At 50.3% G+C, this 26,015-nt stretch carries 19 protein-coding genes; all 19 read left to right on the top strand.

Features of this window, described 5'->3' with window-relative positions; genetic code table 11:
• The first annotated feature begins 46 nt into the window (after positions 1 to 46).
• The 19 genes from tssH (at position 47) to tssJ (ending at position 26,015) form a co-directional block, all read left to right on the top strand.
• Positions 47 to 2,698, top strand: a complete 2,652-nt coding sequence (gene tssH, locus SOM82_RS15430; RefSeq protein ID WP_320461324.1) for a type VI secretion system ATPase TssH — start codon at positions 47 to 49, stop codon at positions 2,696 to 2,698.
• 42 nt (positions 2,699 to 2,740) lie between these two features.
• Complete coding sequence (locus SOM82_RS15425) at positions 2,741 to 3,562, top strand: lysozyme inhibitor LprI family protein (protein WP_320461325.1); 822 nt, start codon at positions 2,741 to 2,743, stop codon at positions 3,560 to 3,562.
• A gap of 158 nt (positions 3,563 to 3,720) precedes the next feature.
• Positions 3,721 to 6,078 carry a type VI secretion system Vgr family protein gene (locus tag SOM82_RS15420; RefSeq protein WP_320461326.1) on the top strand — a complete coding sequence of 786 codons (2,358 nt, stop codon included), beginning with the start codon at positions 3,721 to 3,723 and terminating at the stop codon, positions 6,076 to 6,078.
• A gap of 53 nt (positions 6,079 to 6,131) precedes the next feature.
• Positions 6,132 to 6,602: a DUF3828 domain-containing protein gene (locus tag SOM82_RS15415; protein WP_320461327.1), complete on the top strand. Its 471-nt coding sequence runs from the start codon at positions 6,132 to 6,134 to the stop codon at positions 6,600 to 6,602.
• A gap of 11 nt (positions 6,603 to 6,613) precedes the next feature.
• Complete coding sequence (locus tag SOM82_RS15410) at positions 6,614 to 9,430, top strand: hypothetical protein (RefSeq protein ID WP_320461328.1); 2,817 nt, start codon at positions 6,614 to 6,616, stop codon at positions 9,428 to 9,430.
• Entirely contained in the window at positions 9,417 to 9,998 is a 582-nt protein-coding gene (locus SOM82_RS15405) for a hypothetical protein (RefSeq protein WP_320461329.1), read from the top strand. Before SOM82_RS15410 ends, SOM82_RS15405 begins: the two co-directional genes overlap by 14 nt.
• A gap of 80 nt (positions 9,999 to 10,078) precedes the next feature.
• Entirely contained in the window at positions 10,079 to 10,342 is a 264-nt protein-coding gene (locus SOM82_RS15400) for a PAAR domain-containing protein (RefSeq protein ID WP_320461330.1), read from the top strand.
• A gap of 2 nt (positions 10,343 to 10,344) precedes the next feature.
• The gene (locus tag SOM82_RS15395) at positions 10,345 to 11,553 is read left to right on the top strand and encodes a KPHS_23130 family T6SS system protein (RefSeq protein ID WP_320461345.1); all 1,209 of its coding nucleotides are present in this window, start codon (positions 10,345 to 10,347) and stop codon (positions 11,551 to 11,553) included.
• Complete coding sequence (locus tag SOM82_RS15390; protein ID WP_320461331.1) at positions 11,546 to 14,917, top strand: ImcF-related family protein; 3,372 nt, start codon at positions 11,546 to 11,548, stop codon at positions 14,915 to 14,917. Before SOM82_RS15395 ends, SOM82_RS15390 begins: the two co-directional genes overlap by 8 nt.
• A 2-nt stretch (positions 14,918 to 14,919) precedes the next feature.
• Complete coding sequence (locus SOM82_RS15385; RefSeq protein ID WP_320461332.1) at positions 14,920 to 15,936, top strand: AcrVA2 family anti-CRISPR protein; 1,017 nt, start codon at positions 14,920 to 14,922, stop codon at positions 15,934 to 15,936.
• 63 nt (positions 15,937 to 15,999) lie between these two features.
• On the top strand, positions 16,000 to 18,282 hold the full coding sequence (locus tag SOM82_RS15380) for a glycoside hydrolase family 24 protein (RefSeq protein ID WP_320461333.1): 2,283 nt from the start codon (positions 16,000 to 16,002) through the stop codon (positions 18,280 to 18,282).
• 1 nt (position 18,283) lies between these two features.
• Complete coding sequence (locus tag SOM82_RS15375) at positions 18,284 to 18,721, top strand: hypothetical protein (RefSeq protein ID WP_320461334.1); 438 nt, start codon at positions 18,284 to 18,286, stop codon at positions 18,719 to 18,721.
• A gap of 209 nt (positions 18,722 to 18,930) precedes the next feature.
• On the top strand, positions 18,931 to 19,527 hold the full coding sequence (locus SOM82_RS15370; RefSeq protein WP_320461335.1) for a hypothetical protein: 597 nt from the start codon (positions 18,931 to 18,933) through the stop codon (positions 19,525 to 19,527).
• 93 nt (positions 19,528 to 19,620) lie between these two features.
• On the top strand, positions 19,621 to 20,064 hold the full coding sequence (locus tag SOM82_RS15365; RefSeq protein ID WP_320461336.1) for a hypothetical protein: 444 nt from the start codon (positions 19,621 to 19,623) through the stop codon (positions 20,062 to 20,064).
• Positions 20,065 to 20,137: 73 nt separating this feature from the next.
• Positions 20,138 to 20,590 (top strand): hypothetical protein, encoded by a 453-nt coding sequence (locus SOM82_RS15360; protein ID WP_320461337.1) that lies wholly within the window; start codon positions 20,138 to 20,140, stop codon positions 20,588 to 20,590.
• Between the two features lie 164 nt (positions 20,591 to 20,754).
• Complete coding sequence (gene tssA, locus SOM82_RS15355; protein ID WP_320461338.1) at positions 20,755 to 22,362, top strand: type VI secretion system protein TssA; 1,608 nt, start codon at positions 20,755 to 20,757, stop codon at positions 22,360 to 22,362.
• Between the two features lie 156 nt (positions 22,363 to 22,518).
• Positions 22,519 to 24,288 carry a type VI secretion system baseplate subunit TssF gene (gene tssF, locus SOM82_RS15350; protein WP_320461339.1) on the top strand — a complete coding sequence of 590 codons (1,770 nt, stop codon included), beginning with the start codon at positions 22,519 to 22,521 and terminating at the stop codon, positions 24,286 to 24,288.
• A complete protein-coding gene (tssG, locus tag SOM82_RS15345; RefSeq protein WP_320461340.1) occupies positions 24,252 to 25,334 on the top strand; it encodes a type VI secretion system baseplate subunit TssG in 1,083 nt (360 codons plus the stop codon). The genes tssF and tssG overlap by 37 nt, the downstream gene beginning before the upstream one ends.
• Before the next feature lie 156 nt (positions 25,335 to 25,490).
• Complete coding sequence (gene tssJ / locus SOM82_RS15340) at positions 25,491 to 26,015, top strand: type VI secretion system lipoprotein TssJ (protein WP_320461341.1); 525 nt, start codon at positions 25,491 to 25,493, stop codon at positions 26,013 to 26,015.

The raw sequence follows: 26,015 nt of genomic DNA, 5'->3' as shown, positions 1-26,015 counted from the left end.
ATGGGCGGTAGCGTGTCCTGAACGATCAGAAAAGAGAGATACAGATATGGAAAGTCAGTCCGCCGTTTTGCTCCGCCGCCTTAACCCGTACTGTGCGAAAGCGCTCGAGGGTGCGGCCTCACTGTGCCAGACACGAGCCCATGCAGAAATCACCCCTGAGCACTGGCTGTTAAAGCTGCTGGAGCAGGGAGAAGGGGATCTGACCGTACTCGCTCGTCGCTATGAGTGGGATATGGATGCTGTCTGGCAAAGCCTGCTGACGCACCTTGACGCACAACCCCGCTCGGTACGCAGCCGTCCGGAGCTGTCAGCCTCCCTTCAGTCATTGCTGAAGCAATCATGGCTTGCCGCGACGCTTGCCGGTGATGAACAGATCCGCAGTGTGCATCTGCTGACCGCCATGATTGAAACGCCTGGGCTTGCTCGTTGCGACGGTCTGTGGCCGTTAATGACCCTGACCACCAGCCAGCTGGAGAGGTTGCGTCCCATTCTGGAATCGCAGTCGGATGAACGCCCGGAGGCGCTCATCCAGGAGCCTGTCGGTAATGTGAAATTCATCGGCAGGGCAATAAATATGGTCGAGGGAGCACAAGGTCAGGCGTCAGGGAATCAACAAGATTTAAGCCAGGAAGAAGCGGTGCTTAACCGGTTTACGGTGGATGTCACGGCCCGGGCGCGTGAAGGCAAAATTGATCCGGTTTTTGGCCGCGATAACGAAATTCGCCAGATGGTGGATATTCTCTCCCGCCGCCGTAAGAACAACCCGATTCTGGTCGGTGAACCAGGTGTCGGTAAAACTGCCCTGGTTGAAGGGCTGGCGCTGCGTATTGCTGAGGGGAATGTGCCGGAAAGTCTGAAGCCGGTCATTGTCAGAACCCTCGACCTGGGCTTATTACAGGCGGGTGCTGGTGTTAAGGGGGAATTTGAGCAACGGCTGAAAAACATTATCGACGCGGTTCAGCACTCTCCGGTGCCGGTGCTGGTCTTTATCGATGAGGCCCATACAATCATCGGAGCCGGGAATCAGGCGGGGGGCGCGGATGCCGCTAACCTGCTGAAGCCTGCACTGGCCCGGGGCGAACTGCGCACCATCGCCGCCACCACCTGGAGTGAGTACAAGCAATATTTTGAGCGTGACGCGGCATTAGAGCGCCGTTTCCAGATGGTCAAGGTCGATGAGCCTGATGATGATACCGCCTGCCTGATGCTGCGTGGACTCAAATCCCGCTACGCCGAACACCATAATGTGCATATTACCGGCGAGGCAGTTCGTGCGGCCGTGACACTGTCCCGCCGTTATCTGACGGGGCGGCAGTTGCCCGATAAAGCGGTGGATTTGCTGGATACAGCAGCAGCCCGTGTGCGGATGAGCCTGGACACGCTACCGGAACAGCTTACCCGTTTGCAGGCTGAACTCACCTCGCTTGCAATGGAACAACAGGAGCTGCTGGAAGATATTGCGCTGGGCAACACCGTTGATCCCACTCGTCTGCCGCAGATTGAACAGCTTACGTCTGAGCTGAATCTACAACAGGTGTCCCTTCTGGCTCAGTTCGAAACCGAAAAGCGGCTGACTGAACAACTGAAGGAATGTCGCGGTGATATCAGCCGTCAGGAAGAACTCGCCGCAATCCAGTCTGAACTGTCTCAGGCGCAAAACAACAACCCGTTGCTGGGATTAGATGTGGATGTCCGCACTGTAGCTACAGTGATTGCTGACTGGACGGGTGTCCCGCTTTCATCGCTGATGAAAGATGAGCAGACCGAACTGCTGACGCTGGAAGAGCAACTGGCAACACGCGTGGTCGGCCAGGGCGCGGCACTCAATGCCATTGCTCAACGTCTTCGTGCCTCAAAAACCGGACTCACGCCTGAGAACGGGCCGCAGGGTGTCTTCCTGCTGGTCGGCCCAAGCGGGATAGGGAAAACCGAAACCGCGCTGGCACTGGCGGACTTGATGTATGGCGGCGAAAAATCGCTGATCACCATTAACCTCTCTGAATACCAGGAACCACACACCGTCAGCCAGTTAAAAGGCTCGCCTCCGGGCTACGTGGGTTATGGTCAGGGTGGCATTCTTACCGAGGCGGTACGTAAGCGCCCATACAGTGTGGTCCTGCTCGATGAGGTGGAAAAGGCCCACCGGGATGTGATGAACCTGTTTTACCAGGTGTTTGACCGTGGCTTTATGCGGGACGGGGAAGGGCGTGAAATTGATTTTCGCAATACCGTCATTCTGATGACCTCCAATCTCGGCAGTGACCCGCTGATGCAGCTGGTTGACGAACAACCGGACGTAACGGAAAGCGACCTGCAAGAACTTCTGCGCCCGATACTGCGTGACCATTTCCAGCCTGCACTGCTGGCCCGTTTCCAGACGGTGATTTTCCGTCCGCTGGCTCAGGATGCAATGCGTATCATCGTCGGTATGAAACTCAATCAGGTCAGCCGCCGTCTGCAACGGCACTACGGCATTACCACGCATATTGATGACAGCCTCAGCGATATGCTGACGTCTGCCTGCCTGTTGCCGGATACGGGGGCTCGTAACGTTGACAGCCTCCTGAATCAACAAATTCTGCCGGTGCTGAGCCAGCAGTTACTGAGCTATATGGCCGCAAAACGCAAGCCGTCTTCCCTGTCGCTCAACTGGGACGAAGAAGAAGGTATTGTGCTGGAGTTTGATGTACAAGCGTAATAAAAATTTTTGATGATTAAATGAAATTAAGGAGTAGTAAGTATGTATAAGAGGATTTTGGCGGTTTCAATTATTTCACTATGCTCCCATGGTGCTATTGCAGGGCTATTTGATTCGAATGACTTTAAATGTGGTAGGGACGATGCGAATGCTGCCGTTCAAAAATACATAAAAGATGAAGCGTCAGGCGTATTACAGAGCAACTATCTTGCAGCAGGGAAGGATAAGTATAGCAAACCGTTAAGTGCTTATCAGGGGGAGTTGAATTTAATAAATATCAGCACCTCTAATATTTCAACTAAAAGCAATAATGATGATGAGTTGACTTGTAACGCAACGATTTCAATTAAAGTCTCACCAGAAACACTGGCTGTCATTGGTGATGATCCATCACGGCTTTACCGTATTACCCAGGGCAGTGGCAAGTTTAATAATGGAAGTGTGGTCTGGAAGAATGTTAGTTACAATTTGAATCTAGCTGATAATGGCAAAGATATTCAAGTGGATAACTTTAGTAATTATAATGATATTACCGTTTCCCTCTACCAATCATCATTGATGGGTATTGATAAAGAAACCATTATTCAGGGGAATGGTCAAAGTCGGATATTAAGTGCCAAAAGTAGTTATGATCAATCAGATGCAGTATTAAACCAGATTTGGAAAGATCTTCCTGAATCAGCCAGAAATTCAATGCGTAAAGCTCAGGGGGTATGGGCGAATGATAAAGCGGCTAAGTGTGGGAAACTATCCGATGCAGAGCTTTCAACAACGGCTATTGAACAGAGAATTAAAATATATCAGTGTCAAACAAAGCTTACACAAGATCGCATTACTTACTTAGGTGGTAATGAGTCAGAATGATCGTAAGGTTATAAATTTGTAAACCTGTAAATATGTTTTCTCGGTTGTTTATTATCTAATTACTCCCCATCAAATAATAAATAACCGAGGTCATTATTAATAAATGTTGGAGTGGCTTATCCTCTCCAAAGGATATGAACAGCTAAAGGAGTTTCAGGATGGATAGCTCTCTGACAAACACAATTACCAGTCTGGCGAAACAGCTGCTGGGTCAGTCCCGTTACCGGATGGACGTGCATGGCTGTAGTGAATTTCTTGATGTGCTGAACTTCAGTTCGGTCGAGTCACTGAGCCAGCCCTGGCGTTATGATATATCCGTGACCTGCGCAACACCGGATATCGGCAGTGATGCGGTACTGTTAAAACTAGCATCTTTCACCCTTCAGACGCCGATGTTTACCGGTGCTCCCGCCATCCCGGTGCGTACCATTTATGGTGTGGTGGAGTCGTTTGAACGGATCTCCACCTCAAAAGAGGATACCGTTTACGCGCTGGCACTGGTCCCGCGAATTGCCCAGTTAGCGCATACGAAGGGCTGCGAAATTTTCCTTAACCAGTCTGTTACCGAAGTCGTTGAGCAGGTATTGCGTAAGCACGGGCTGGAGGGTGCGGACTTTGAATTCCGCCTGTCCCGTGAGTACCTGGCCCGGGAGCTGATTACCCAGTGGCGGGAGACTGACCTGGAATTTATTCAGCGGCTGCTGGCTGAAGTGGGTATCTTCTGGCGCTTTGAAATGGATGCCCGTCTTGAACAGGATGTGGTGATTTTCCAGGACACCCAGGAGCAGTATCAGTTTGGCGTGACTCTGCCGTTACGAAACCAGGCTGGCATGAGCGACAGTGGGCAGGAAAGCATCTGGGATATTCACACTGCTTATCATGTTGTCAGTGGCGGCGTGGCGACACGGGATTACAACTACCGTGATGCACTGACACCTAAAGACAGCACAGAGAGCATCAGTGGCAAAGAAGGCATCACGACTGGGGAAACCTACCACTACGCAGAACCGTTCCTGACTGAGGGTGATACAGAAAGCACCGAGACCGGCGCTTACTTTGCCCGTCTGCGGCATGAACGCATCCTGAACGCGCAGTACACCGTCAGTGGACATACCTCCAGCCCTCATCTGGCTCCCGGCCAGGTACTGGAAACCGATGCCAGCCTGCCGGATGTGGTGAAAGAGGGCATTGTTATCACCACGGTACGTGCCAGCGGCTCCCGCCAGGACAGTTTCCGGATGACGTTTGAGGGTATCCCGTACAGTGAAACCGTCTGCTATCGACCGGCATTGCTTAAACGGCCGGTAATTTCCGGCTCGCTGCCTGCTCGCGTTGAGAGCACCCAGAAAGGTGACACGTACGCCTGGCTGGATGAGCAGGGGCGCTACCGGGTAAAACTGGACTTTGACCGCAATAGCGCAGAACAGGGCTATGCCTATCTGTGGCTGCGGATGGCAAAGCCTTATGCCGGTGATACCTATGGCTGGCATGCGCCTTTGCTCGATGGCACCGAAGTGTCGGTGGTGTTTGACAGTGGCGACCCGGACAGGCCGTATATTTCACACGCGATGCATGATTCTGAACACCCTGACCATGTCACCAGCGACAACCACACACGCAATATCTGGCGCACTCCAGCGAACAACAAGCTGCGGATGGAAGATAAGCGCGGCGAGGAGCATATCAAGCTCGGAACTGAATACGGCAAAACCCAGCTCAATATGGGGCATCTGGTCAACGGCCAGCGTGAACAACGCGGCACCGGCTTTGAGCTGCGAACGGATGAATTCGGCGCGGTCCGTGCCGCCAAAGGCATTTACCTGACGGCAGACGGGCAGTCAAAAGCCCAGGGCCCGGTGCTGGAAATGACACCTGCGGTTAACCAGATAAACCAGGCCAACAGCCAGATGCAGTCGCTGAACAGTGCCGCTGATGCGGCTGGGGCACTGGTGTCTGATATCAGCACCCAGATTAGCCTGGTAACAGACAAGCTCAAAGCGCTCCAGTCTGCCGTGATACTGGCAACCGCTCCCCAGGGCGTGGCCTTTACCTCGGGTGAACATCTCCAGATGAGCAGCACGAAGAACACGATGATTAACGCCGGTCAGCACCTCGATATGGGGGCCATGAAAAACCTGTCAGTGACGGTTGAAAAAGCGTTGGGGCTGTTTGTGCATAAAGAAGGGGCAAAGCTGGTCGCCAACCAGGGGGATATTGAAATCCAGGCCCAAAAAAACACCATGGCATTGTTCTCGCAAAAGCAGCTCACGGTCACCAGTAGTGATGACGAAATCATCATCACCACCCCGAAAACACTGACGCTGAACGGTGGCGGGTCTTACCTGAGGCTGAGTAAGAACGGTATTGAACATGGCTCATCTGGTGAGTTCATTATGAAAACGTCGGACTACCTGGTACCAGGGTCTGGCTCAAATCTCCCCAACGAAACACCCAATTTCAGCCTGACGGATATCACTCAGGAAAGCAAAATCAGCAGCAAGTCTTTTAACGACTGACCTTTTGCGTGTTAAGAAGTGGCATTAATTCTGAATAAGGAAAGACGTATATCATGAAGTACCATTTGAAATTACATACGATAATCTGTGCTATTCTATTAGGTTTTTTTGCAACTTTTAGTTTCGGATCTTCAGATATAAATAACTCTCCAGAAACTGTTGTCAGCCATTTTTATTCTGACTATCTCGCTGCTTGGAATGACTCTGATGTTGGGAGTGGGCTAGAAAAAAGCCAGCAGGCTATTGATAACTTTACTACAAAACACCTTCAGAATCTGAAAAGCAAAGATGATTCAGGAGCTGATTATTTTACAAATGTGCAGGAGATCTGCCCTGAGTGGGTTAGTGAGATCACTACACATATCTCATCGCTAAATAATAGCAAAGCCATTATTGAACTGACTCTTGGCCACAGTGACAGCGAATCTAAATATAAAATAAACCTTGTCAAAAATGATGGTAGATGGCTCATGGATTCAGTGTTATTTGTTTCCAATGCAACAGGCCACTGCAACAATAACTAATGGTGAACAACATGTTTAATAGAGAAAGTGCCATTAGCACGCTAAACGAAAATGCAGCGGTCGTCGCAAGAGATAACTTAGATAGATTTAATCGTGGGTTAGATGATCACCTCAAATATGGGAAATCCCGGTGTGCCCATTATGTTAAAGTAGCATTAATCCAAGGTGGATTATCTTCCAGAAATTCAGGAATAAAGTCTGCCAAAGATTACGGTCCATGGCTGCTTGAAAACAATTTCCAGGTTGTTAATGATGCAGTGACTGTGCATGCTGGTAATGTCTTTTCAATTTCTGGCCAACAGACGGGGGATGTTGTCGTAATTCAGGATGCACCTGGCCATTCAGATGGGCATATGGCAATGTTTAATGGTACAAAGTGGGTCTCTGACTTTGTTCAGGAAAAAGGGTTTTATCCCGGCCAACCCTATCGTAATAACAACATTGCCTACAAACTATACCGTTATTCAGACAGCAGCAGTGCAACCCAAAACTCTGCTGATACTCAAAAAGGAAAGTTCAACATCGTCTGGCCGGTACCCTCTAACGACCGGGGAAAGGAATTCAGTAACCTGGAAGAAATACTCGCACATCTTGCGGGGGAATCTACCGGGCAATATACGATAGGCCGTAGCGGGATGTGGCATGGCGGGATCCATATAACGGAAGCCACGACCCCGTGGTGTGCTCTTAGCGGAAAGTCGCCTCTTGAAGCATTAGATTTCCCAGTTCCCTTTAAAGGGGATCAGGCTGTTCGATGCATGGCTGACGGCGAACTGGTTGCTTATCGGATCTGCAAGGATTATCTGACGCTTGGCTGGGAATCCGGTCCGCTAAGTTTTTCGGGGTCATTTGTCCTAGTAAAACACTATATTCAACCAGGTGAGAAAGAGTCCAGCGGACTGCATTTCTACACCCTGTATATGCATCTTGCGCCGTATTCAGCTTATGAGACCAAAGCAGAAAATCAGTGGGTCATTCAGGATACACTGAGAGCATATTCTGAAATGGACTGGCTGACGGCAAAACTTACTTCAGAAAAAACTTCTCCACAAATTGCCGGGCACATGCCTAAAGGTGCCAAAGTGGAGTGGGACCCAGCAGACAGCAATCTTAACGCCACAGGAAATAACAAGCGAAAATATGGTCTTGTGACGCTAAAAGGTTTACCCGAAGAAACCAACAGTACTCTCACACTTGGTCAGCGCTATTGGGTTGTTGTGGATAACAACAATGTTAAGTCAGCGCCGGGGGCCGGTCCAGGCTGGTGGCGACACTTGCTTCCCCCCGCAAAGGAAGTCATGGTATTCGATAAAACGGTAAGCCTCAGTACACCATTTGCTATTAAGGCCGGTGACCCGATTGGGCACATGGGCTACTATCAGGCACCAAAGGATGGGGGTTATGAGGCACGATACCAGGTACATATCGAATGCACGAGCATGGATGATAATCTGGAGAAATTCCTGACCAATCCTGAAAAAGTAGGGGAGAAAAATCCACTCTGGCTGAAGTATTCTCCTAGCCTTGCTCTGTACACAAAAGATGTCGCGAAAGGCACCTTCGCAAAGGTGGGGACGTCAACAACGCGGACAGGCATTCTACCGTTGAGTAAGGTCACAACTGAAACTGATAAATCAACAAAACAGGAATACTGGCAACTGCGTCCGGAAAATGCCTACGCTCCCAAAGGTCAGACGGAGCCTCAACTTCTGTCACAGTATGACTTGACACAACTGGGATTCAGAACGGAAATCGCAGAGCTTATCAGCTTTGATTACCTGGATGGAAAAAACCAGCCCACTGGATTTTTCCGCAGCCTTATCAACTCGCTCTACGAAGCTGCGACCGGTGATACACGAACCAGCCATGCACTGGTTAAGCATAATTATCAGCGCCTGCTGGATAAAATTGATAGCGGAAGTGACCGTTACTCTCCAATGGAATACTGGAGAGCACTTCATAATCCTGACTATCGTGATGTCATTCAGAAAACAATAGTAAAACATCCCAGTGACTGGTACTTCAAAAAAGGCGATGCTATCTGGCAACCGTTCCTGAATGCGCTGAAGAAAGATGCTCCGGAATGGAAGAAATACAGCGAAGATTTCCTTGATAAGATGGCGTGGATGCAAGATGTAACAACGGAGAATCTTGGCCCTTCATTATGGCACATGCATCCGATTATGTTTCTTGGAGCATTAATAAAGAACCGAACAGGTTGGGCACATAGTAAATTTGGTGATTTCCTTGGTAAGGTTGAGTCCAAAAATGATTATTCTGCTTATAACGTACATGTTACCTACAGACCACATTACAAAACTAAACTTACCAGCATGACAATCAAAGAAGTTATGACTTCTCAAGAGGATGACACTTCTAATGGTCTATTTGCTACAGGGCGATTCCAGGTGGTACCAAAAACTTTGAAGGACGCCGTGAGTAAACTTAGCCTGGATGTCAATTCTATTTACAATGAAGAAACACAAGACAAAATATTTAACGAATACCTTATAAAGATAAAGCGTCCAGCAATCATAAATTTCCTTGAAGGGAATGGCAGTGTTGAAGATGCTATTTATGATTGGGCAAAAGAATTTGCCTCTGCTGGGGTAAGAAAAGGAAAAGAGATAAGCCCTTCTAAAACTGAATTTGAAACAAATCCAGACGGTTCCTTTGTAAGGGACAAGAAAGGAAACAAAATTCATAAAAGAAGATATGCCCAAACAGAAGGTGTTTCTTACTACTCTGATGATGGGATAAATAAAGCGCACATAAAACCTGACGATATGGTTAAAGTACTTGAGGAGTCAAAATATGAAGGTTCTTAAACTTCCCTTTCTTTTTATTACTGCCATATGCTTTTCTGCACTAGCTAATGAAGGAGATGCTCCAACATTTAAAGAACATAATGTGTTGTTAAGTCATGGACCATTTACGACAAAGATTCACTTAACAAGTGAGCAGCTTAAAAAATCTGAAACATGGAAAAATCTAATGCAGAAGCAGCTCAGCGAAAAAATTAATTTTGCAGGGCACTATCGCCTATACATAATCGGGAAAGGTGAATTACCTAAAGATTGTGGAGTTAATGGCTGGGTTTGCGGATGGGTCGTTGATAAAGAAACTGGTGCTGTAGTTTCTGAGTTGCCTTCATTTAATGGCAATACTAAATATTACTCAACCATTGATAATGGCACTCCGTCTCCTGATTTTTTCTCTGCTGAGTTTTATCCAAACAGTAATTTAATTTGGATTAATGGTGAAAACATCCCAGAAAGTAAAATCGGAAACATATCGTTAGGTGATAAAAAGTGCTCGAATAGCGCTTATTTATTCAATAACAACTCATTCCATAATGTTTTTGAGGGTGAGTGTGAAACAGATACTGGTGGCTAACAAAGATTCATCAACAAAATCTTATAATCAGTAAATCTGAAATGCACCAGCGATAATATCCACAGGGAAATGAGCGCATTATGCTTCAAATTATCCGTAAAGGCGATAAAACCACCCACGGTGGCTCAGTACTGACCGCTTCAGAAACGATGAAATTCGGTGGTATCGGCGTTGCCCGCAATGGCGACAAAGTGTCCTGCCCGGTCGAAGGCCATGGGCCAACAACCATTATAGAAGGCAATCCTGATTACCTTGATCATGGTATCCCGGTTGCATTTCACGGTCACAAATGCGCCTGTGGTTGCACGTTGATCAGTTCATTTGCCGCAGCAAAGGTTGCCTGATTATGCCCGTCTGGCTGGATGCCATCCCTGAAAAGGCCCCTAAGGTAGCGCGTCCCGGTACCGGCCGTTGGTTGCTTTTCCTCGCGTTTGTCATGCTGGGGGGCATAGCGCTCACGCTATGGTGCTGGACGTCAGAGCGAACTGGTTTTGTCTTCTGGTTCACCGCTCTGGGCCTTCCATTTTGCATCTGGGGGCTTCTTTTCGGTCTACGCAGGGTTGCCTATAAAGCAGAGCAGGTTGGAGCTGAGTCGCGTAATGTCGACCGTGAAGCACTTATCGACAGTGAAATTCTTCGCGGTCAGCGCTGTGCCTGGATCCTCGGTACATACATTCAGGCCCCGGCCGGAAACAAAGCCGATGACCTGCTTGAGGCAATGAAGGCCGCAGCCCCCGCTGTCGACTTCTCCCGCCCAAGAGGATGTGACAAACCGGTCAGATACGCAGCATTAACAGAATACCAGGCAGATTTAGCAAAGGCCCTGACGGCGGCGGTGACTAAACTGACCACGCGTGTAGAAGGGATCGTTCAGCCGCTTCCGCCAGAACTGCCATGCTGGCTGGTGCTGGATTGTGATAACGACCTGTATCCCCTGATTGAAGAGCAGCTTAAGGCCGATCTCTCACTCAAGACGGGCAGGATTTTTCGCCTGATGTCCGGAAAAGGGCTGAGTGCATTCGATGCCTGGCTGGACAAGCGATGGGACAATCCGGGCATTATGGTTGCCATCACGCTGTCGTTACCGGCGTCTCCCCGGGAAGAAGATGCTGATGCCATCTCGATGGTGGTATTGAGCAACCGCAAAGCCCACGCCTGGCCGGATGCACTCCGCCTTCATCGCCCCGAAAGGGGAGCAGAAACAACGCTCACAAAGTCACTCAACCGGGCGCTGCTTTGGGCGAAGACCCGGCCCGATGAACTCAAAGGAAGCTGGATCTCCGGTCCCACATTGACGTCTGGAAGCGGCTGGAATAATGCCTGCGAGCAGAGCGGAGTGGAATTTAGCCTTTCAGAGGACAACTTCAGTATCGATCCAGTGCTGGGATACACGGGCCATGCGGCTCCATGGCTGGCCATCACGCTTGCCAATGCTGATGTTGAACAACGAGGGCCACAGGTTATCGCCGCACAACCCGCCGCTGACAAAGACGACATCTGGGTCGCCGTCATCACCAAAGAAGAAGTTCGCAAGGAATCGCCTAAGAATGTCTAAGGTAAAAGTAAAAACTCTCATCGGCTCCGTTGTGACTGTCGCTTTTTTCCTGACAGCCATCGTGGCATTTTTGTTTTATGCCTTTCCGGAAAATGTGGCCTCAGCCACCGGCTTCGGACCGTATGACGGCCAACGGATACTCACATTCTGCGCCATACTGGTTGCCGCGATATTTTTACTCGGCTGGCTGATAGAGAAGGCTTTCGACCACGCGGGTAAATCCGGGTTGTATTTCCAGTGGGGGCAGAAAAAGGCTGAGAGTGCCGCTCCGTTGACGAACCCAATTCCCAGTGAAGAAGACGACGATGAACCGGTTTTCAGCGAAGACGCCGTGTCCGAACACCTGCGCTTTCGCTATGGCCGACGCTGGCAGCGTAAGGTTCGTATCCTGCTGGTCATGGGCAATCAGGACGAGGTCCAGAAGGTGGCTCCGGGTCTGGGTCATGACCTCTGGCAGGAAGGCGACGGCAATGTGCTGGTCTATGGCGGTGACGCACAGTCTCTTCCGGATGACGTTTTCCTGTCAAAATTAAAACGCCTGCGTTCCGGTCATCCCATTGATGGCATCGTGCAGGTGATGAATACCGCCGCGTTGCCAACGGATATTGAGCGTGATGCGTTTTTACGTTGCCGCCAGAAAGCCGATCATCTGCTGGGCTGGCAGGCTCCGGTCTGGTTATGGCTGACGGACAAAGAATCTGGTGATCCAGAAGGGCGAGAGTCCGTGGCAACCGGCGCGATATTCGGTCCGGGTGCCGCGCCGCAGGACGCGGTTTCAACTCTGGATACGCTGGTCCCACGTTTGCGGCAGGTCGGGATGTCACAGGTTCTGAAGAACCCGCAACATGACGGGTTCCTGCAACTCTCTTCCCGTTTGCAGAGCGAACTGAAAGCGAGCCTGAATGTTTTGTTTACCGGACTGATGCAGGGCTCCGCCGCATATCGCCTTCGGGGGGCGATGTTCAGCCCGGAACTGGCTGTCGCCGGTACAGTGCCAAACACCCGAATCGACACGCCGACCTGGACTGCCGTCCTTGATGACTGTGCCGCCGTGCGTTCCAGAAAGCTCTCTTTCGACTGGCTGAAGGGCCTGCGGTTACTGCTGCTTGCCCTGATTGTGCTTTGGGGGGCCGGTACATTGCTGTCTCTTACCGTCAACCGGGCGCAGATTTACCAGGCGCAGAACACCGCGCGTCTTGCCGCCGATACAACACTGCCGCTGACTGAACGACTGCGTAACCAGCTCACGCTTCAGCAGGCTATTGCCCGTCTGCAAAATCGTGAAGCGACCGGTGCGCCGTGGTACACCCGCTTCGGTCTCAATCAGGACCACGACACGCTGGCGGCACTCTGGCCGTTGTATGCCCGTAACAACGCGCTGTTAATGCGTGATGCCACAGCAGACCACCTGAAGCAGCAACTGAACGCTTTTGTGCAGCTCCCCCCGGCCAGTGATGCCAGGGCGCAGGGCACACAACGCGCCTACGATGTGTTGAAAAGTTATCTGATGATGACCCGACCGGAGAAAGCGGATGCGGGGTGGCTGGCGAAAAATGTGCTGACGGTCTGGCCGACGCGTCAGGGCGTGGCGGACGGCACCTGGCAGGCGCTGGCTCCGAAATTGCTGGGCTTTTATGCGCAAAACCTCCCGGCACACCCGGAGTGGAAAATTAAGCCTGACGCTGAATTAATCAGTACCGTACGCCAGATCCTGCTCAAACAGATAGGGCAGCGTAACGCCGAATCAGGGCTGTATCAGGACATGCTCAAACGCATTGCCAGCAACTGGCCTGATTTAACGCTGGCCGACCTGACCGGTGATACCGATGCCTCGACGGTGTTCAGTACCGAAGAAGTGGTGCCGGGGATGTTCACCCGCCAGGCCTGGGACGAACAGGTTCAGGATGCGATTGACGAGATGGTCAAAACCCGCCGCGATGAAATTGACTGGGTACTGACGGATAAAACTCACCAGCCGGGAAGCGACATTGCCCCGGAAGCGCTAAAAGCCCGTCTGACCGAACGCTACTTTACTGATTTCGGGAATGCCTGGCTCAATATGGTCAACAGCATTCAGTGGCAGGAGGCGGGTTCGCTGTCAGAAGCTATTGCACAATTAAACCTGATTGGTGATGTCCGTCAGTCTCCTCTGGTGGCGCTGATGAACACGCTGGCCTGGCAGGGAAAAACCGGGCAGCAAGGCGAGGCACTGGCCGATTCGATTGTGGACTCCGCGAAGAAATTGATCGGCAAGAAGAAGAACGCAAAGCAGTTTATTGAACAGGCACAGGGACCCAAAGGACCGCTTGACGGGGTATTTGGTCCGCTAACGGGGCTGATGGAAGGTAAGGAGGGAACTGGCAATAACGGTAACCTGAGCTTCCAGTCCTGGCTGGCCCGTGTCACACAGGTACGTCTGAAACTTCAGCAGGTCACCAGTGCGCCCGACCCACAAGCGATGTCCCAGATGCTGGCCCAGACCGTGTTTCAGGGCAAAGCTATTGACCTGACCGATACACGTGATTACGGCAGTCTGGTGGCGGCAAGCCTGGGGCAGGATTGGAGCGGCTTTGGTCAGTCTTTATTTGTGCAACCGCTGGATCTGGCCTGGCGGCAGGTGCTGGCACCGGCTGCGGGAAGCCTGAATACCCGCTGGCAGACAACGATTGTGGATCAGTGGAATAAAGCGTTTGCCGGTCGCTATCCATTCAAAGCAACAGGCAGTGATGCCTCACTGCCGCTGCTGGCACAGTTCCTGCGCAGTGACTCCGGTCGTATTACCACATTCCTGAAAACCAACCTTGGCGGCATCCTCCACCAGGAGGGCAATCGCTGGGTGGTTGACCCTGCCGCCAGCCAGGGGATGGAAGTAAACCCTGATTTCCTTCGGGCGATTAACCAGCTGGCCGAACTGTCAGACATTGTGTTTGCCCAGGGTGATGCAAGTGTTCACTTTGAGCTGATGGCCCGTCCTTCCCGGGATGTGGCGCGTATCCAGCTCTCTCTCGATGAGCAGAAACTGGATTTCTTCAACCAGATGGAAAGCTGGCAAAGCTTCACCTGGCCGGGGAATACTTACTACCCGGGGGTGAGCCTCAGCTGGCGAAGTGTGAACAGTGGTATGCAGCTCTATACCAACAACCAGGGCAACTGGGGATTCATTCGGTTACTGGATCAGGCACTGATCACCCCACTGGATGGCAGTCGTACCCAGCTGGTGTGGATAAGCCAGGATGGCAACCCGCTGAAGTTTGTGATGCGCAGCGAGCTTGGCGACGGTCCGCTGGCATTGCTGAAGCTTCAGGGTTTCAAACTGCCGGTGTCCATTTTTAATGTTGACCCCGTCGCTGAGGGGTCAGAGTAGCGATGGGCGGGAATATTCATCCTGCACTGGCGTTTGCCCGACAGGTCGAGGGCTGGTCACCGGGCATATTCAGCAAGGTGGACAAGTGGCGGGAGACCGACTCGCTTGCTCCCTGGCGGTTTATGACGTTTCGCCAGTGCAAAGCCTGGCTTGCTGACTGGCTGAAGCACAACCCGACGCCTCAGGAGGGGTTTCTGAGTCCTCCGATCATGAAGCATTTCCCACCGCATATCGTTTATATGTCACTGGCAGCATGGCGCACCGGTAAGGCACTACTCCATTGTGATGAGTCACTTTTCCGGATGCTGGGTGAAACAAATCAGTCTGATGCACTCCCGGGTGACATGCTTCGCCGCCTGCCATTCTGGGGGTTCTGGCTCGATTTCCCCGCAGACACGGTCTTTGCGGAAGGTCAGGGGCCTTTGCTGGGAGCCTTTTTCACGCTCACCGATCATGACAACGGGACTGATGCGCTGCTGGCCCTGACGCTTGCCCAGGAACCGTTGGTGGACGGGAACCTGCCGCTGGGAATGGAATACCTCCCGTTGACCGCGCCGGTCTCTACCGCGATCAGTCTACAGGATGAAGGAGTGCGGGGATTCTGGCAGGCCGTATTGCCTGTACTGTTCTGGTTATGTTCAGAAAACAGTGAGTGGGGCACACAAGGTAAACCTGTTCGGCCACCACCACGACGAGTAGGAAAACATCAGCGATTCATTCCACCAAAGAAACCGGTGCAAATTTACGCCGGGGCTCGTGCAGGGGCTGCACTCCGTCAGCCATCTCGCCCGGAACGTGACAGTCCACTGAAGGAGCCTGGCAGCATGTCGAACCGCCGCCTGCGCCCCCACGTCAGAAAAGCCCACTGGCAAACCTACTGGAAAGGGAAACCCACACAGGGGGAGGAGAAAAGCATGTTACTGAAATGGAAACCACCCCAGATAGTGAACGGCCAGAACGACGATCTGGACGCTGTCGTGAGATTTATCAAAGAGAATAACAAACGGGAAAAAGAATGAGTTCGATGAAAACTGCATTGATATAACAGCAAGTTCTTTAACAACTAACAGGGAGTATACGTTGTGTCTGTATTACCCAAAATAGTCTGGCCGATCCCTTCCAATAATCGGGGAAGTGAGTTTGCTAACCAGGAAGAGATCCTTTCTCATGTAGGAGGAGAATCTACCGGTTTATATATGATTGGTCGTAATGGTATGTGGCACGGCGGAATCCATATCACCAGCGCCACCACGCCATGGTGTGGCCTAAGCGGTAAGGCGGCTTCCGAGATAATAGATTTCCCAACTGCCTTTAAAGGTGAGCAGGCCGTGCGCTGTATGGCTGACGGGGAAGTTGTCGCCTACCGTATCTGCAAAGATTACATGCAGATTAAATGGGAAACCGGTCCGCTGAGTATTTCCGGCTCGTTCGTACTGGTGAAGCACTATATTCAGCCCGGTGAGAAAGAAACCAGTGGTTTGCATTTCTACACGTTGTATATGCACCTGGCTCCCTACTCGGCCTACACAGTCAATCCAGCAGAAACAAAGTGGACCGTAAAAGATACACTTACGGCTTACGATCCTGAATGGGTGATGACGGCCAGTACTAATAACAAAGGCACCAGTGAAAGCTATAAAAAAGGGACCATGCCCAAAGGTGCCATTGTTGAATGGGACAAAACGGACAGTAACCTTCATACCGTTGCCTTCAATAAACGGGAATATGGTCTTGTGACCTATGTTGGCCTCACTGAGGATGCCCAACAGAGGGGCAAAAAAACAACACTGAAGCCGGGCCAGCAGTACTGGATGCTGGTGGATAAAAATAACATTTCTCCTGGTACTGACGGTGTAGCCCAGCCTTCGTGGTGGCAGCAGTTGTTACCGCCAGCTAAAGAGACAATGAAGTTTGATCAGGTAGTGTCTCCAACGCCCTATGCTATCAATGCTGGTGATCCGGTAGGGCATATGGGGTACTTTCAGGCGGCGAAAGATGGCGGCTATGAGCCCCGTTATCAGGTTCATATCGAGTGCATGAGCATGGATGATAATCTGGAGACCTTCCTGACGAATCCTGAAAAGGTTGGCGAGAAAAATCCTCTCTATCTGAAGTATTCTCCCGGGCTTGCCTTGTTTACAAAGGATGTCGCGGCCGGAACCTTCATGAAGGGGAAAATGACTGAACGGACGGGTATTTTGACGTTAAGTCAGGTGACAACAGAGGCTGACAAAACGACGAAACAGGAATACTGGCAGTTGCGACCAGAGAATGCCTATGCGTCAAAAGGGCACGCAGAACCTCAGTTGTTGTCTCAGTACGACCTGGCAAAGCTGGGATTCAGGACGGAAATCGCAGAGCCGTCGAGTTTTGATTACCTGGATGGCAAAACCCAGCCGACTGGTTTTTTCCGCAGTGTTATAAATTCCCTGCTCAGCGCAGCGAAGGACGATACCCGCGCCAGTCATGCACTGGTGAAGCATAATTATCAGCGACTTCTGGATAAAATTGACAGCGGAACACCAGATTATTCAAGCCTGGAATACGCAAGTGCGTTCCATAACCCGGATTATCGTGATGTCACTCTGAAAACGATAGTCAAACATCCAAGTGACTGGTATTTCAAAAAAGATGATGCCATCTGGCAACCATTCCTGAATGCACTGAAGAAAGAAGCCCCGGAATGGAAGAAATACAGCGAAGCGTTTCTCGACAAGATGACATGGATGCAGGATGTAACGACTGATAAACTGGGGCCTTCTCTATGGCATATGCATCCAATTGCTTTTTTAGGCCAACTTTCCTTAAAAGCAATAACTATCGAGGAAGCTAGAGTTAGGGCTTTCATGAGGATGATTAGGGTTTGCGAGGGAACTACGGGTGAAGAGGGATATGAACGGTTGTTCGGTGGTGAATCTTTCATTAAGGATTACCATAAAACATTCGCAACTCATCCGCAGATTAAAATTACTCGGCAAAACAAGAAAACCGGCAAAACATACATATCTTCCGCAGCAGGGGCATATCAAGTTATGGGATATACTTGGGATGACCGATCCACGGTTTTTTGGCGAAAACAATATGGAATTGCCGATTTTACGCCTGAATCACAAGATTTACTTTGTGTTGTAATACTAAAGGAAAAAGTTCGAGATAATGCATTGGATTTGATTATTCACGATAAGATTAAAGATGCCATTGAGAATAGCTGTAGTTATGAATGGGCAAGCCTTCCTCCTGGACGACATGGTCAGCCAATTAAATCGCTAAGCGAATGCCTGAGTGTTTATAATAAATTCCTCAAAGAAGAGATGGATGGGGAAACTAATTTACATATAAACAATGGGTTTTTAAATGATTTCTAAAATGACAAAAATCATCACAATGTTGGTTTGTTTTTTTCCTGTCTTGGTTTTGGCGAATACCGGAGAAAGTGTTGGTTACTGGGCTGTAAAATGCGGTGGGTTTGGCGGCTCCATAGAAATTGATGCTTCAAATAAGGCGAAAGTAAACGTAAATGATAATAATCTATATGTTTCTACGAATTTGGTTAAAGGTTCTAATAGTAAGTCACAACTTTTTTATCGTGATGTCATTGAATCAACTAACGACAAAATTAGTTGGGAGTCAATTTCCAAGAATAAACCTATTGCTGAACTTTCAATTGAGGATGGCATCATACATATGGCATGGAAAGGATTCTTTGATGTCAAAAAGAAAGCCTATATTTGGAAGGTGGAGCCGGATTTTATTGTTGCATCCGGTGGGAATGTAGATGTTGAAATGAAAAAATGTGATTTCTAATCAGCTGAATGGGGTGCGTGCAACGCATTTAATCTAATCGCGCACCACCCACATACTCGTGAAGAATGATTTTATTTGGTTCTGGTGGCTGAAATTCATGCTGTGAGTTGTTCAATATATAGCATATCAGGCCAGGAAGTTAAAGAAACGACTGTAAGTATTGATATAGAGTCGATGCAGGATATTATCCATAATATTTATGGTGCTGAATGAAAGGAATTAATTTATTAATATGTTTGTTTTCAGTGGTGATATTCACTGCTTATGCAGGCGTTAACAATAACACAAAGTTTTCCGATTTTCCAGTTACTGTTAGCACTGGACATTTTGTAAGTAAAATTGACGTCAGTGTCGAGCAAGAGCATCACACTGACAAATGGAAACAATATATTCAAAAAGAACTACTTAAACCTGTGAACTTTTCGGGCCATTATCGAATAATCATGAGTAGAAATGGTGAGTTGCCACAAGATTGTGGAAATGATGGATGGGTGTGCGGGTGGATAGTAGACAAATTAACCGGAAAGACTATATCCGAGTTACCTGAATTCAATGGGAATACTAAATATTATTCGACTATTGATAATGGAACGCCTTCTCCTGATTCATTTGACGTTGAGCACCATTCAAATAGCAGCATGATATGGGTTTCTGGTCAAAATACTCCTGCAAAAGGCAAAAAAGGAGAAGCAAAATGCGCTAACACGGCTTATATCTTCAAAGATAACGAATTTATTAAGTTAGTTTCATCTCGCTGTGAGGTTGATGTAGGTGGTGATTCGAATGCTGACCCTTATCTACCTTAACCCGATGATCTTTTGTATTTTAAAATATTAGGGAGCACTTGTGGGTTTAGCTGGTGACCTAATGATGGAATGTTAAATAACATTGAGGTTAACATGCGTAAGTTTTTCTTTGTATTGCTGTCACTTTTTTCAGAGTATGCCTTGGCTAACAGTTTTGACCTACCAGTAGTTCATTCAACAAAAAATGGGAATCAATGTGAAATCACTTTCAATAATAAAGTTGTTTCAAAGCATGATTGTGAGTATGAATCTCCCTCCTATTTAACATCTTACTCTCTCCTTCCAGATTCTTGGACAGGAGTGTGGGTATTTCATGATGTCCCAATGGGAAATTCTTGCGAGGCAGGGCCAATTAGAGTCATTTCTATGGATGCTGAAAACAAAATAGAAACTTACAATCCCATAGACTATTGCTCAGGAAAACTAACTATTAATAATGATGGCAATCGGATAGAGATACAAATTCGCGATAATGAGAATGCCAAAAATACTGAGGTATGGCAATTCAAAGATAATAAATTACTAAAGCTAAAGTAGGAAAAGTAAATCCCATTTCGACTAATGAAGAAAAATTAGAAGGGTTTATAGAAACTAATTATCCAGAGGTTTTATGAAAAAATTACTTTTCCTTTTAATAATTCCATGTTTTTGTTTCGCTAGCGAACCAAATACTTTCAAGTCATCTTGCGGTGGCATTCAATATAAGATTGAATCTTTTTGCAAGGCAAATTATTTGAAGGATGATCAAGACAAACTTGATATCCCTGTGTGTAAAAAGCAAGTCATCTCCCTTGAGGGGATAGATAATGATTTATCTAAAGCAACTGGCTTTGTTGATAGAATTAGTCAGAATGGAGAAAAGGTCAAGATGATGAATTTTGTCTTTTATGGAGCATCATGTAAAAACGATAGATTAATTTTATCTGGTTCTGGAGGGTGTAATTCATGTGGTGAGATGTTTAAGACATTTAACCTTTCCGGAAAAGAAATAAAAGAAGACTCAGGCTCTTTGGATTTGGAGTCTATGCAGGAAATTATTCCTGATAATAACAGTGCTGAATGAGATTGGATAAGATAATTCGAGGGCCATTCTATCTCGCATTTATTACTTGTACATGTTGCGTTAATCCAATGCTGAATATTGATTTTTCATTTAAATACTAATGGTATTACTTTCTTGTTGCTAAAAATAATTCTTTTGAAAGAGATAAACAAACGGGAAAAAGAATGAGTTCACCGGAAGCCCTGTTATCTGCATGCACTACTGATCAACTAGATCAGCAGCACCTTATCGCCCGGGCATCCGATGCTCTCCCTCTCTGGGATAACTGGTTGTTGCCACTCAGTCCTGAGCAGGAAACCGGAGACGACCCGGCATATGACGACAACTTCCAGCTGATGCGCGAAGAGATTAATAAGCTCTCCGGCACAGACCCTGAGCAACTGTGTGCGCTGGCGGAAAAGTGTCTTTGCGAAAGTGCCAAAGATATCCGCGTAGTAACCTGGTACATCCAGGCCCGCCTGAGCCGCGACGGAGAGAAAGGACTGGCGGAAGGTTTGCTGCTGATGGTGGCGATGTTGTCACGCTACGGCAAACGTTGTCATCCTCAGCGCCCTGTTGCCCGGAAAGCCGCGCTGGAGTGGCTCAGCAGTACAAAAATGCTGGATACGCTCTCACTCTGGCCGGAAGTCGAACGGGATGATGCCGGTCTGACCTCGGGGGCCATCAGCCTGCTGGCTGCGGCCGTCGCTGACTGGCCTGAGAATGAAAAGCCCTCTTTTGCCGGACTCTGTAGCGCACTGGAGAGTCGTCTGGCACGTTCCGGTGGGATGGATGCATTAATCCCTCAGAACAGCAGTCCCCATGAATCCGGGCACGAATCGGTCCTTTCACAGTCACCCCGGTTATCTGCCGTCAAGTCCGGACGCGATTTACTCGACCAGGCAAAGTTACTTTCCCGCTGGCTGGGTGAGCAACCACAGGGCTGGCTGGCCTCCCACCGGCTGATGAAAACCGTACGCTGGGATACCGTCGATCAAATCCCCCCGTTGGACAGCAGTGGCCGTTCCCGCCTGGTTCCGCCGAAACCAGAGTACCGGGCACAGCTGAAACGGCTGTACCTGCAAAAAAACTGGGCTGAGCTGGTTGAGCAGGCCAGTCAGATGTACTGCGAAGGGGTAAACCATTTCTGGCTCGATCTTCAGTGGTATCTCTGGCAGGGGCTCAGTCATGCGGGTCAACCGTGGGAGAGCTGGTCTGATTCCGTGCTGCTGGATCTGCGCCTGTTCCTGAAGCGTATGCCTGGGCTGGAGGGACTGGCCTGGAATGATGGTACTCCGTTTGCCGATGAGGTCACCACAGGCTGGATAGCCGAAAAGGTGAATGAAGAAACGCGGATGTTCGGAGATGAACCGGCAACGGTGACCAACGGACAGGGTGACGATGTGCTGTTACTCGAATCCGAAGCGATGGAGAAGGGAGACAGTGAAGGGCCCGAGTCGGCACTGGCCTGGCTTCAGTCCCGACCGGGACTGGACACTCCCCGGCAGCGCTGGCTGGTGCGTCTGCTGATGGCCCGGGTTGCTGAGCAGTACGGCCGTAATGAAATGGCGCTGCATTTGCTGGGTGAACTGACCGCCAGCGCCCCACAACTGACGCTTGGCGACTGGGAGCCGGGCCTGTTATTTGAGGTGCAGGCTCGCCGTCTGAAGCTTCTGCGTATGAAAGCCGGTCGCAGTGAAAGTGATAAAGCTCGACTGATGCCTGAGATGGATACGCTACTGGCAGGTCTGATTGCCATCGATCCTGCCCGTGCCATGGTGCTCTGTGGCTAACTTTTTGTCTTACCCGTCATACCTGAAGTTGCCTCTGTGTTGGCTGCTTTCGCTTACCCGAATCACTTACTTCAGTAAGCTCATCGGGATGCACTCTCTTGCCGCCTTGATGCAACTCCAGTTATTTAGGGTATATAACTTTCAGGATACCCGTGCATGGATGATTTAACCCTGCGTTATTACGAAGCCGAAATGCGCTACCTGCGTGAGGCCGGTAAAGAATTTGCCCGGGCGCACCCGGACCGGGCGGCAATGCTTAATCTGGATAAACCCGGCGCACGTGACCCTTATGTAGAACGCCTGTTTGAAGGCTTTGCCTTCCTGATGGGGCGTCTGCGTGAAAAGCTTGATGATGATTTGCCGGAGCTGACCGAGGGGCTGGTGAGTCTGTTGTGGCCGCACTACATGCGGACTATTCCGTCGCTTGCTATTGTTGAGTTTTCTCCTGAGTGGCAAAGTCTTCGCCAGGCGGAAACGCTGGCTGAAGGTTTCTCGGTTCTCTCGCGTCCGGTGGGGCCACACAAAACCGCCTGCCAGTACCGGACCACGCGGGATGTGCCTCTGCAACCACTGCACCTTGCTGATGCGCGTCTTCATACCGAAACCGATGGACGTTCTGCCATCCGCCTGCGTTTTGAATGCCCGGGAAAAGTGGACTGGAGCAAGGCCGGGATCGACAAAGTCGCCATTTTTCTCAATGCCGAAAGCCCAGTCAGCTCCGCCCTGCATCTGGCGATGACCCGTCGCGTTCATGCCATGCATGCCCGTCACGCCGGAACCCGCACCGAACGTCATAAGTTTGAGGGCTGGTGCAAGCCGATGGGTTTTGATGACAATGACGGCCTGTGGAAGAAAGCGGATTCCGCCTTCAGTGGTTATCAGCTGTTGCTGGAATACTTCAGCTTCCGGCCGAAGTTTATGTTTGTTGAGCTGCAGGGTCTTGAAACCATCGGGCTGAATGCGGCCAGCACCTGGTTTGAAATCGACATTGTCCTCAGTGAGGCCTGGTCATCTGACTTACCATTTGAAACGGAAAATTTCCGCCTGCACTGTGCGCCGGTTATCAATCTCTTCACACTCGAAGCCGACCCGTTGACGCTTAACCCACTGGATAATGAATACCTGCTGCGGCCACTGCGTCTTCAGGACGGCCACACTGAGATTTACAGCGTCGATAACATCCACGGTGCGGTGAAACTCGGCAAACACCAGTATGTCCCGTTCACCAGCTTCCGGCACCGGGGCGGCATGATGCGTCACGATGCACCCGAGCGCTATTTCCATACCCGCGTCAAACGCGGGGCATCGGGCCTTTATGACACCTGGCTTATTCTCGGTGGCCGCTCCTTTGAACTGGACCAGCTGTCTGAGAAACCCGAATCACTCTCGATGCGGATCACTGGCACTAACGGCCAGCTCCCGCGTAAGGCACTGGAAAGTACCTTGCTGGACAGGGTGGTCAAAGCAGGCAAAGTCCCGGTCCGGGTGCTGAATGTTTCCGCACCGACAATGCCGCTGTATCCCCCGGCGAATGACCGTTTCCACTGGCGGGTCATGAGCCATCTGGGGTCAAACTTCCTCAGCATGATGGATAACCCTGAAGTGCTGCGGGGGACGCTGGCGCTGTATGACTGGACCGACGATGAGATGAACCGCCGTCGCCTGGAAGCTATTGTCGCGGTGAAGCACACCCTGATCCGGCGCTTTGAAAAGGGATTTATGCTGCGGGGCGTGGATATCGAGGTCACACTGAACATGGATAATTTTGCTGGTGAGGGGGATGTGAATCTCTTTGGCGAAATGCTGCATCGCTTCTTCGCGCTGTATGCGGATATTCACCTCTTTAACCAGCTCACGCTGGTGTTGCAACCGACAGGGAAACGACTGAGATGGAAAGAATTCCACAGCCAGCACGTACCGGGCTGACACTTGCCCTCAACAAAGACATCTGGCGAGCTAACTTTTATCGTTTCTGCCAGCTGCTGGAGCAGGAAAATCCGGATTCACCCAAGCTCGGGGCCACCAGCCACCTGGCAAACGATCCGGTGCGTTTTCGCCCCTGGCCGGGGATGGGATTCCCGGTCAGCACGCTGAAGGCGGTTGAGACGGATGAAGACCATCCCGAACGCCCCCCGACCGTGCGCACGACTTTTCTGGGAATGTACGGTGTGGATTCTCCGTTACCCAGTGCTTATCTCGATGATATCGCGCAGCGCCGGGAAGGGCATGAAGCGGTCACCTCGTTTCTGGATATCTTCAGCCACCGTATCACCACCCAGTATTATCGGATCTGGCGTAAGTACGCATACCCGGCCACGTTTGAGGCCGGAGGGCGAGACGCTACTTCCCAGTGTCTGCTGGGTCTGGTGGGCCTCGGCATTCCGGGCACGGCTGAACATGTTGCAACCCCGGTTTCCCGATTCCTGGCGCTACTGGGCACCATGCGCTTACCGACCCGCAATGCGGAAGGTATCCGGGCACTGGTCAGCCTGCTGGCCCCGTATACCCGGGCGATCATCACTGAACCTGATCCGGTCAAAGTGCATATCAATAACCGCAGTGGGTTAGGGGCTGGAAACCGTGTTCAACTTTCGCAGCGAGCGACACTGGGCAAAACCGCCAAAGAAGCATGCAGTCGTGTTCTGGTGACACTGGTGACAGAAGACCCGGAGGAAGCCGCAGGCTGGTTACCTGGCGGTCACATCCATACTGATTTGCTGGCACTGATGCGCGTGTATCTGGGCTACCGCAGTGATGCGCGGTTACGCCTGACTGTACCGGTGCGCTTGTTACCTGAGCCACGACTGGGGAAAGGCCGACGTATTCAGCTGGGGCGTACCGGTCTGCTCGGACTGAAAGACGGCAAACTCAGCGATAACCGTGAAACCCTGACCGTCAGTCTGGGTTGCTATGAAGGGCTGCAATGCCAGGTGCTGGCACCGGCTGAAGATGGCCACTACCGTTTCGATTAATCGTAACTCATCAACTTTCCCCAAAATAATTCTGGTTGCAGGAAGGCGGCAAACGAATAAGTCCCCGGGAGCATAGTTCACTATGTGACCGGGGCGAATGAGCGCAGCCAACGCATCTGCAACCAGAATTATGAAGGGGAAAAAAGGAACTTCTGAATGGCAACAACAACCCGCTGGTGGGCGCTGACGCTTGTCGCCTGCAGTCTGCTTTCAGGCTGCGGTCTGACCCAGACCGTCACGGATGGCACAGTCAGTCTGACGAAATCCATCTTCTATAAACACATTAAAACCCTTCATCTGGACTTCACGCCGCGTACTGCCGTCAATGCCGATGGCGCACAGACGCCACTGGCGACAATGGTCCGGGTCTATCAGCTCAAAGACCGAAAAGGTGTGGATGCTGCTGATTATCAGACGTTGCTGCGTAACGCCGATACGGTACTCAAAGAGGATGTGCTGGCCTCAAAAGAGCTGCTGGTGATGCCCAACGGCAGCGTGTCGCTCAATATGCCGATGGATGAAAATGCGCAGTTCGTGGCGGTGGTTGCCCTGTTCAACCGGCCGGATATGAAAGACAACCGCTGGCGGAAGGTTTTGACCCGTGATGACCTCGATCCGGACAAACCGCGCACCATTGAGCTCGGTGATGGCTGGCTGAGCCTCGTGCCGGTAAAGGAGTAA

The organism is Lelliottia sp. CFBP8978, from assembly GCF_034046055.2.
Lineage (GTDB): Bacteria > Pseudomonadota > Gammaproteobacteria > Enterobacterales > Enterobacteriaceae > Enterobacter.
Note: the sequence above shows the minus strand (reverse complement) of the source record. Positions and strands in the feature narration are given on the sequence as shown.

What these genes read in the sequence shown, in the direction of transcription:
- tssH (WP_320461324.1), top strand. Translation starts at nt 47, where the DNA reads ATGGAAAGTCAGTCCGCCGTTTTGCTCCGCCGCCTTAACCCGTACTGT.
- SOM82_RS15425 (WP_320461325.1), top strand. Translation starts at nt 2,741, where the DNA reads ATGTATAAGAGGATTTTGGCGGTTTCAATTATTTCACTATGCTCCCAT.
- SOM82_RS15420 (WP_320461326.1), top strand. Translation starts at nt 3,721, where the DNA reads ATGGATAGCTCTCTGACAAACACAATTACCAGTCTGGCGAAACAGCTG.
- SOM82_RS15415 (WP_320461327.1), top strand. Translation starts at nt 6,132, where the DNA reads ATGAAGTACCATTTGAAATTACATACGATAATCTGTGCTATTCTATTA.
- SOM82_RS15410 (WP_320461328.1), top strand. Translation starts at nt 6,614, where the DNA reads ATGTTTAATAGAGAAAGTGCCATTAGCACGCTAAACGAAAATGCAGCG.
- SOM82_RS15405 (WP_320461329.1), top strand. Translation starts at nt 9,417, where the DNA reads ATGAAGGTTCTTAAACTTCCCTTTCTTTTTATTACTGCCATATGCTTT.
- SOM82_RS15400 (WP_320461330.1), top strand. Translation starts at nt 10,079, where the DNA reads ATGCTTCAAATTATCCGTAAAGGCGATAAAACCACCCACGGTGGCTCA.
- SOM82_RS15395 (WP_320461345.1), top strand. Translation starts at nt 10,345, where the DNA reads ATGCCCGTCTGGCTGGATGCCATCCCTGAAAAGGCCCCTAAGGTAGCG.
- SOM82_RS15390 (WP_320461331.1), top strand. Translation starts at nt 11,546, where the DNA reads ATGTCTAAGGTAAAAGTAAAAACTCTCATCGGCTCCGTTGTGACTGTC.
- SOM82_RS15385 (WP_320461332.1), top strand. Translation starts at nt 14,920, where the DNA reads ATGGGCGGGAATATTCATCCTGCACTGGCGTTTGCCCGACAGGTCGAG.
- SOM82_RS15375 (WP_320461334.1), top strand. Translation starts at nt 18,284, where the DNA reads ATGACAAAAATCATCACAATGTTGGTTTGTTTTTTTCCTGTCTTGGTT.
- SOM82_RS15370 (WP_320461335.1), top strand. Translation starts at nt 18,931, where the DNA reads ATGAAAGGAATTAATTTATTAATATGTTTGTTTTCAGTGGTGATATTC.
- SOM82_RS15365 (WP_320461336.1), top strand. Translation starts at nt 19,621, where the DNA reads ATGCGTAAGTTTTTCTTTGTATTGCTGTCACTTTTTTCAGAGTATGCC.
- SOM82_RS15360 (WP_320461337.1), top strand. Translation starts at nt 20,138, where the DNA reads ATGAAAAAATTACTTTTCCTTTTAATAATTCCATGTTTTTGTTTCGCT.
- tssA (WP_320461338.1), top strand. Translation starts at nt 20,755, where the DNA reads ATGAGTTCACCGGAAGCCCTGTTATCTGCATGCACTACTGATCAACTA.
- tssF (WP_320461339.1), top strand. Translation starts at nt 22,519, where the DNA reads ATGGATGATTTAACCCTGCGTTATTACGAAGCCGAAATGCGCTACCTG.
- tssG (WP_320461340.1), top strand. Translation starts at nt 24,252, where the DNA reads ATGGAAAGAATTCCACAGCCAGCACGTACCGGGCTGACACTTGCCCTC.
- tssJ (WP_320461341.1), top strand. Translation starts at nt 25,491, where the DNA reads ATGGCAACAACAACCCGCTGGTGGGCGCTGACGCTTGTCGCCTGCAGT.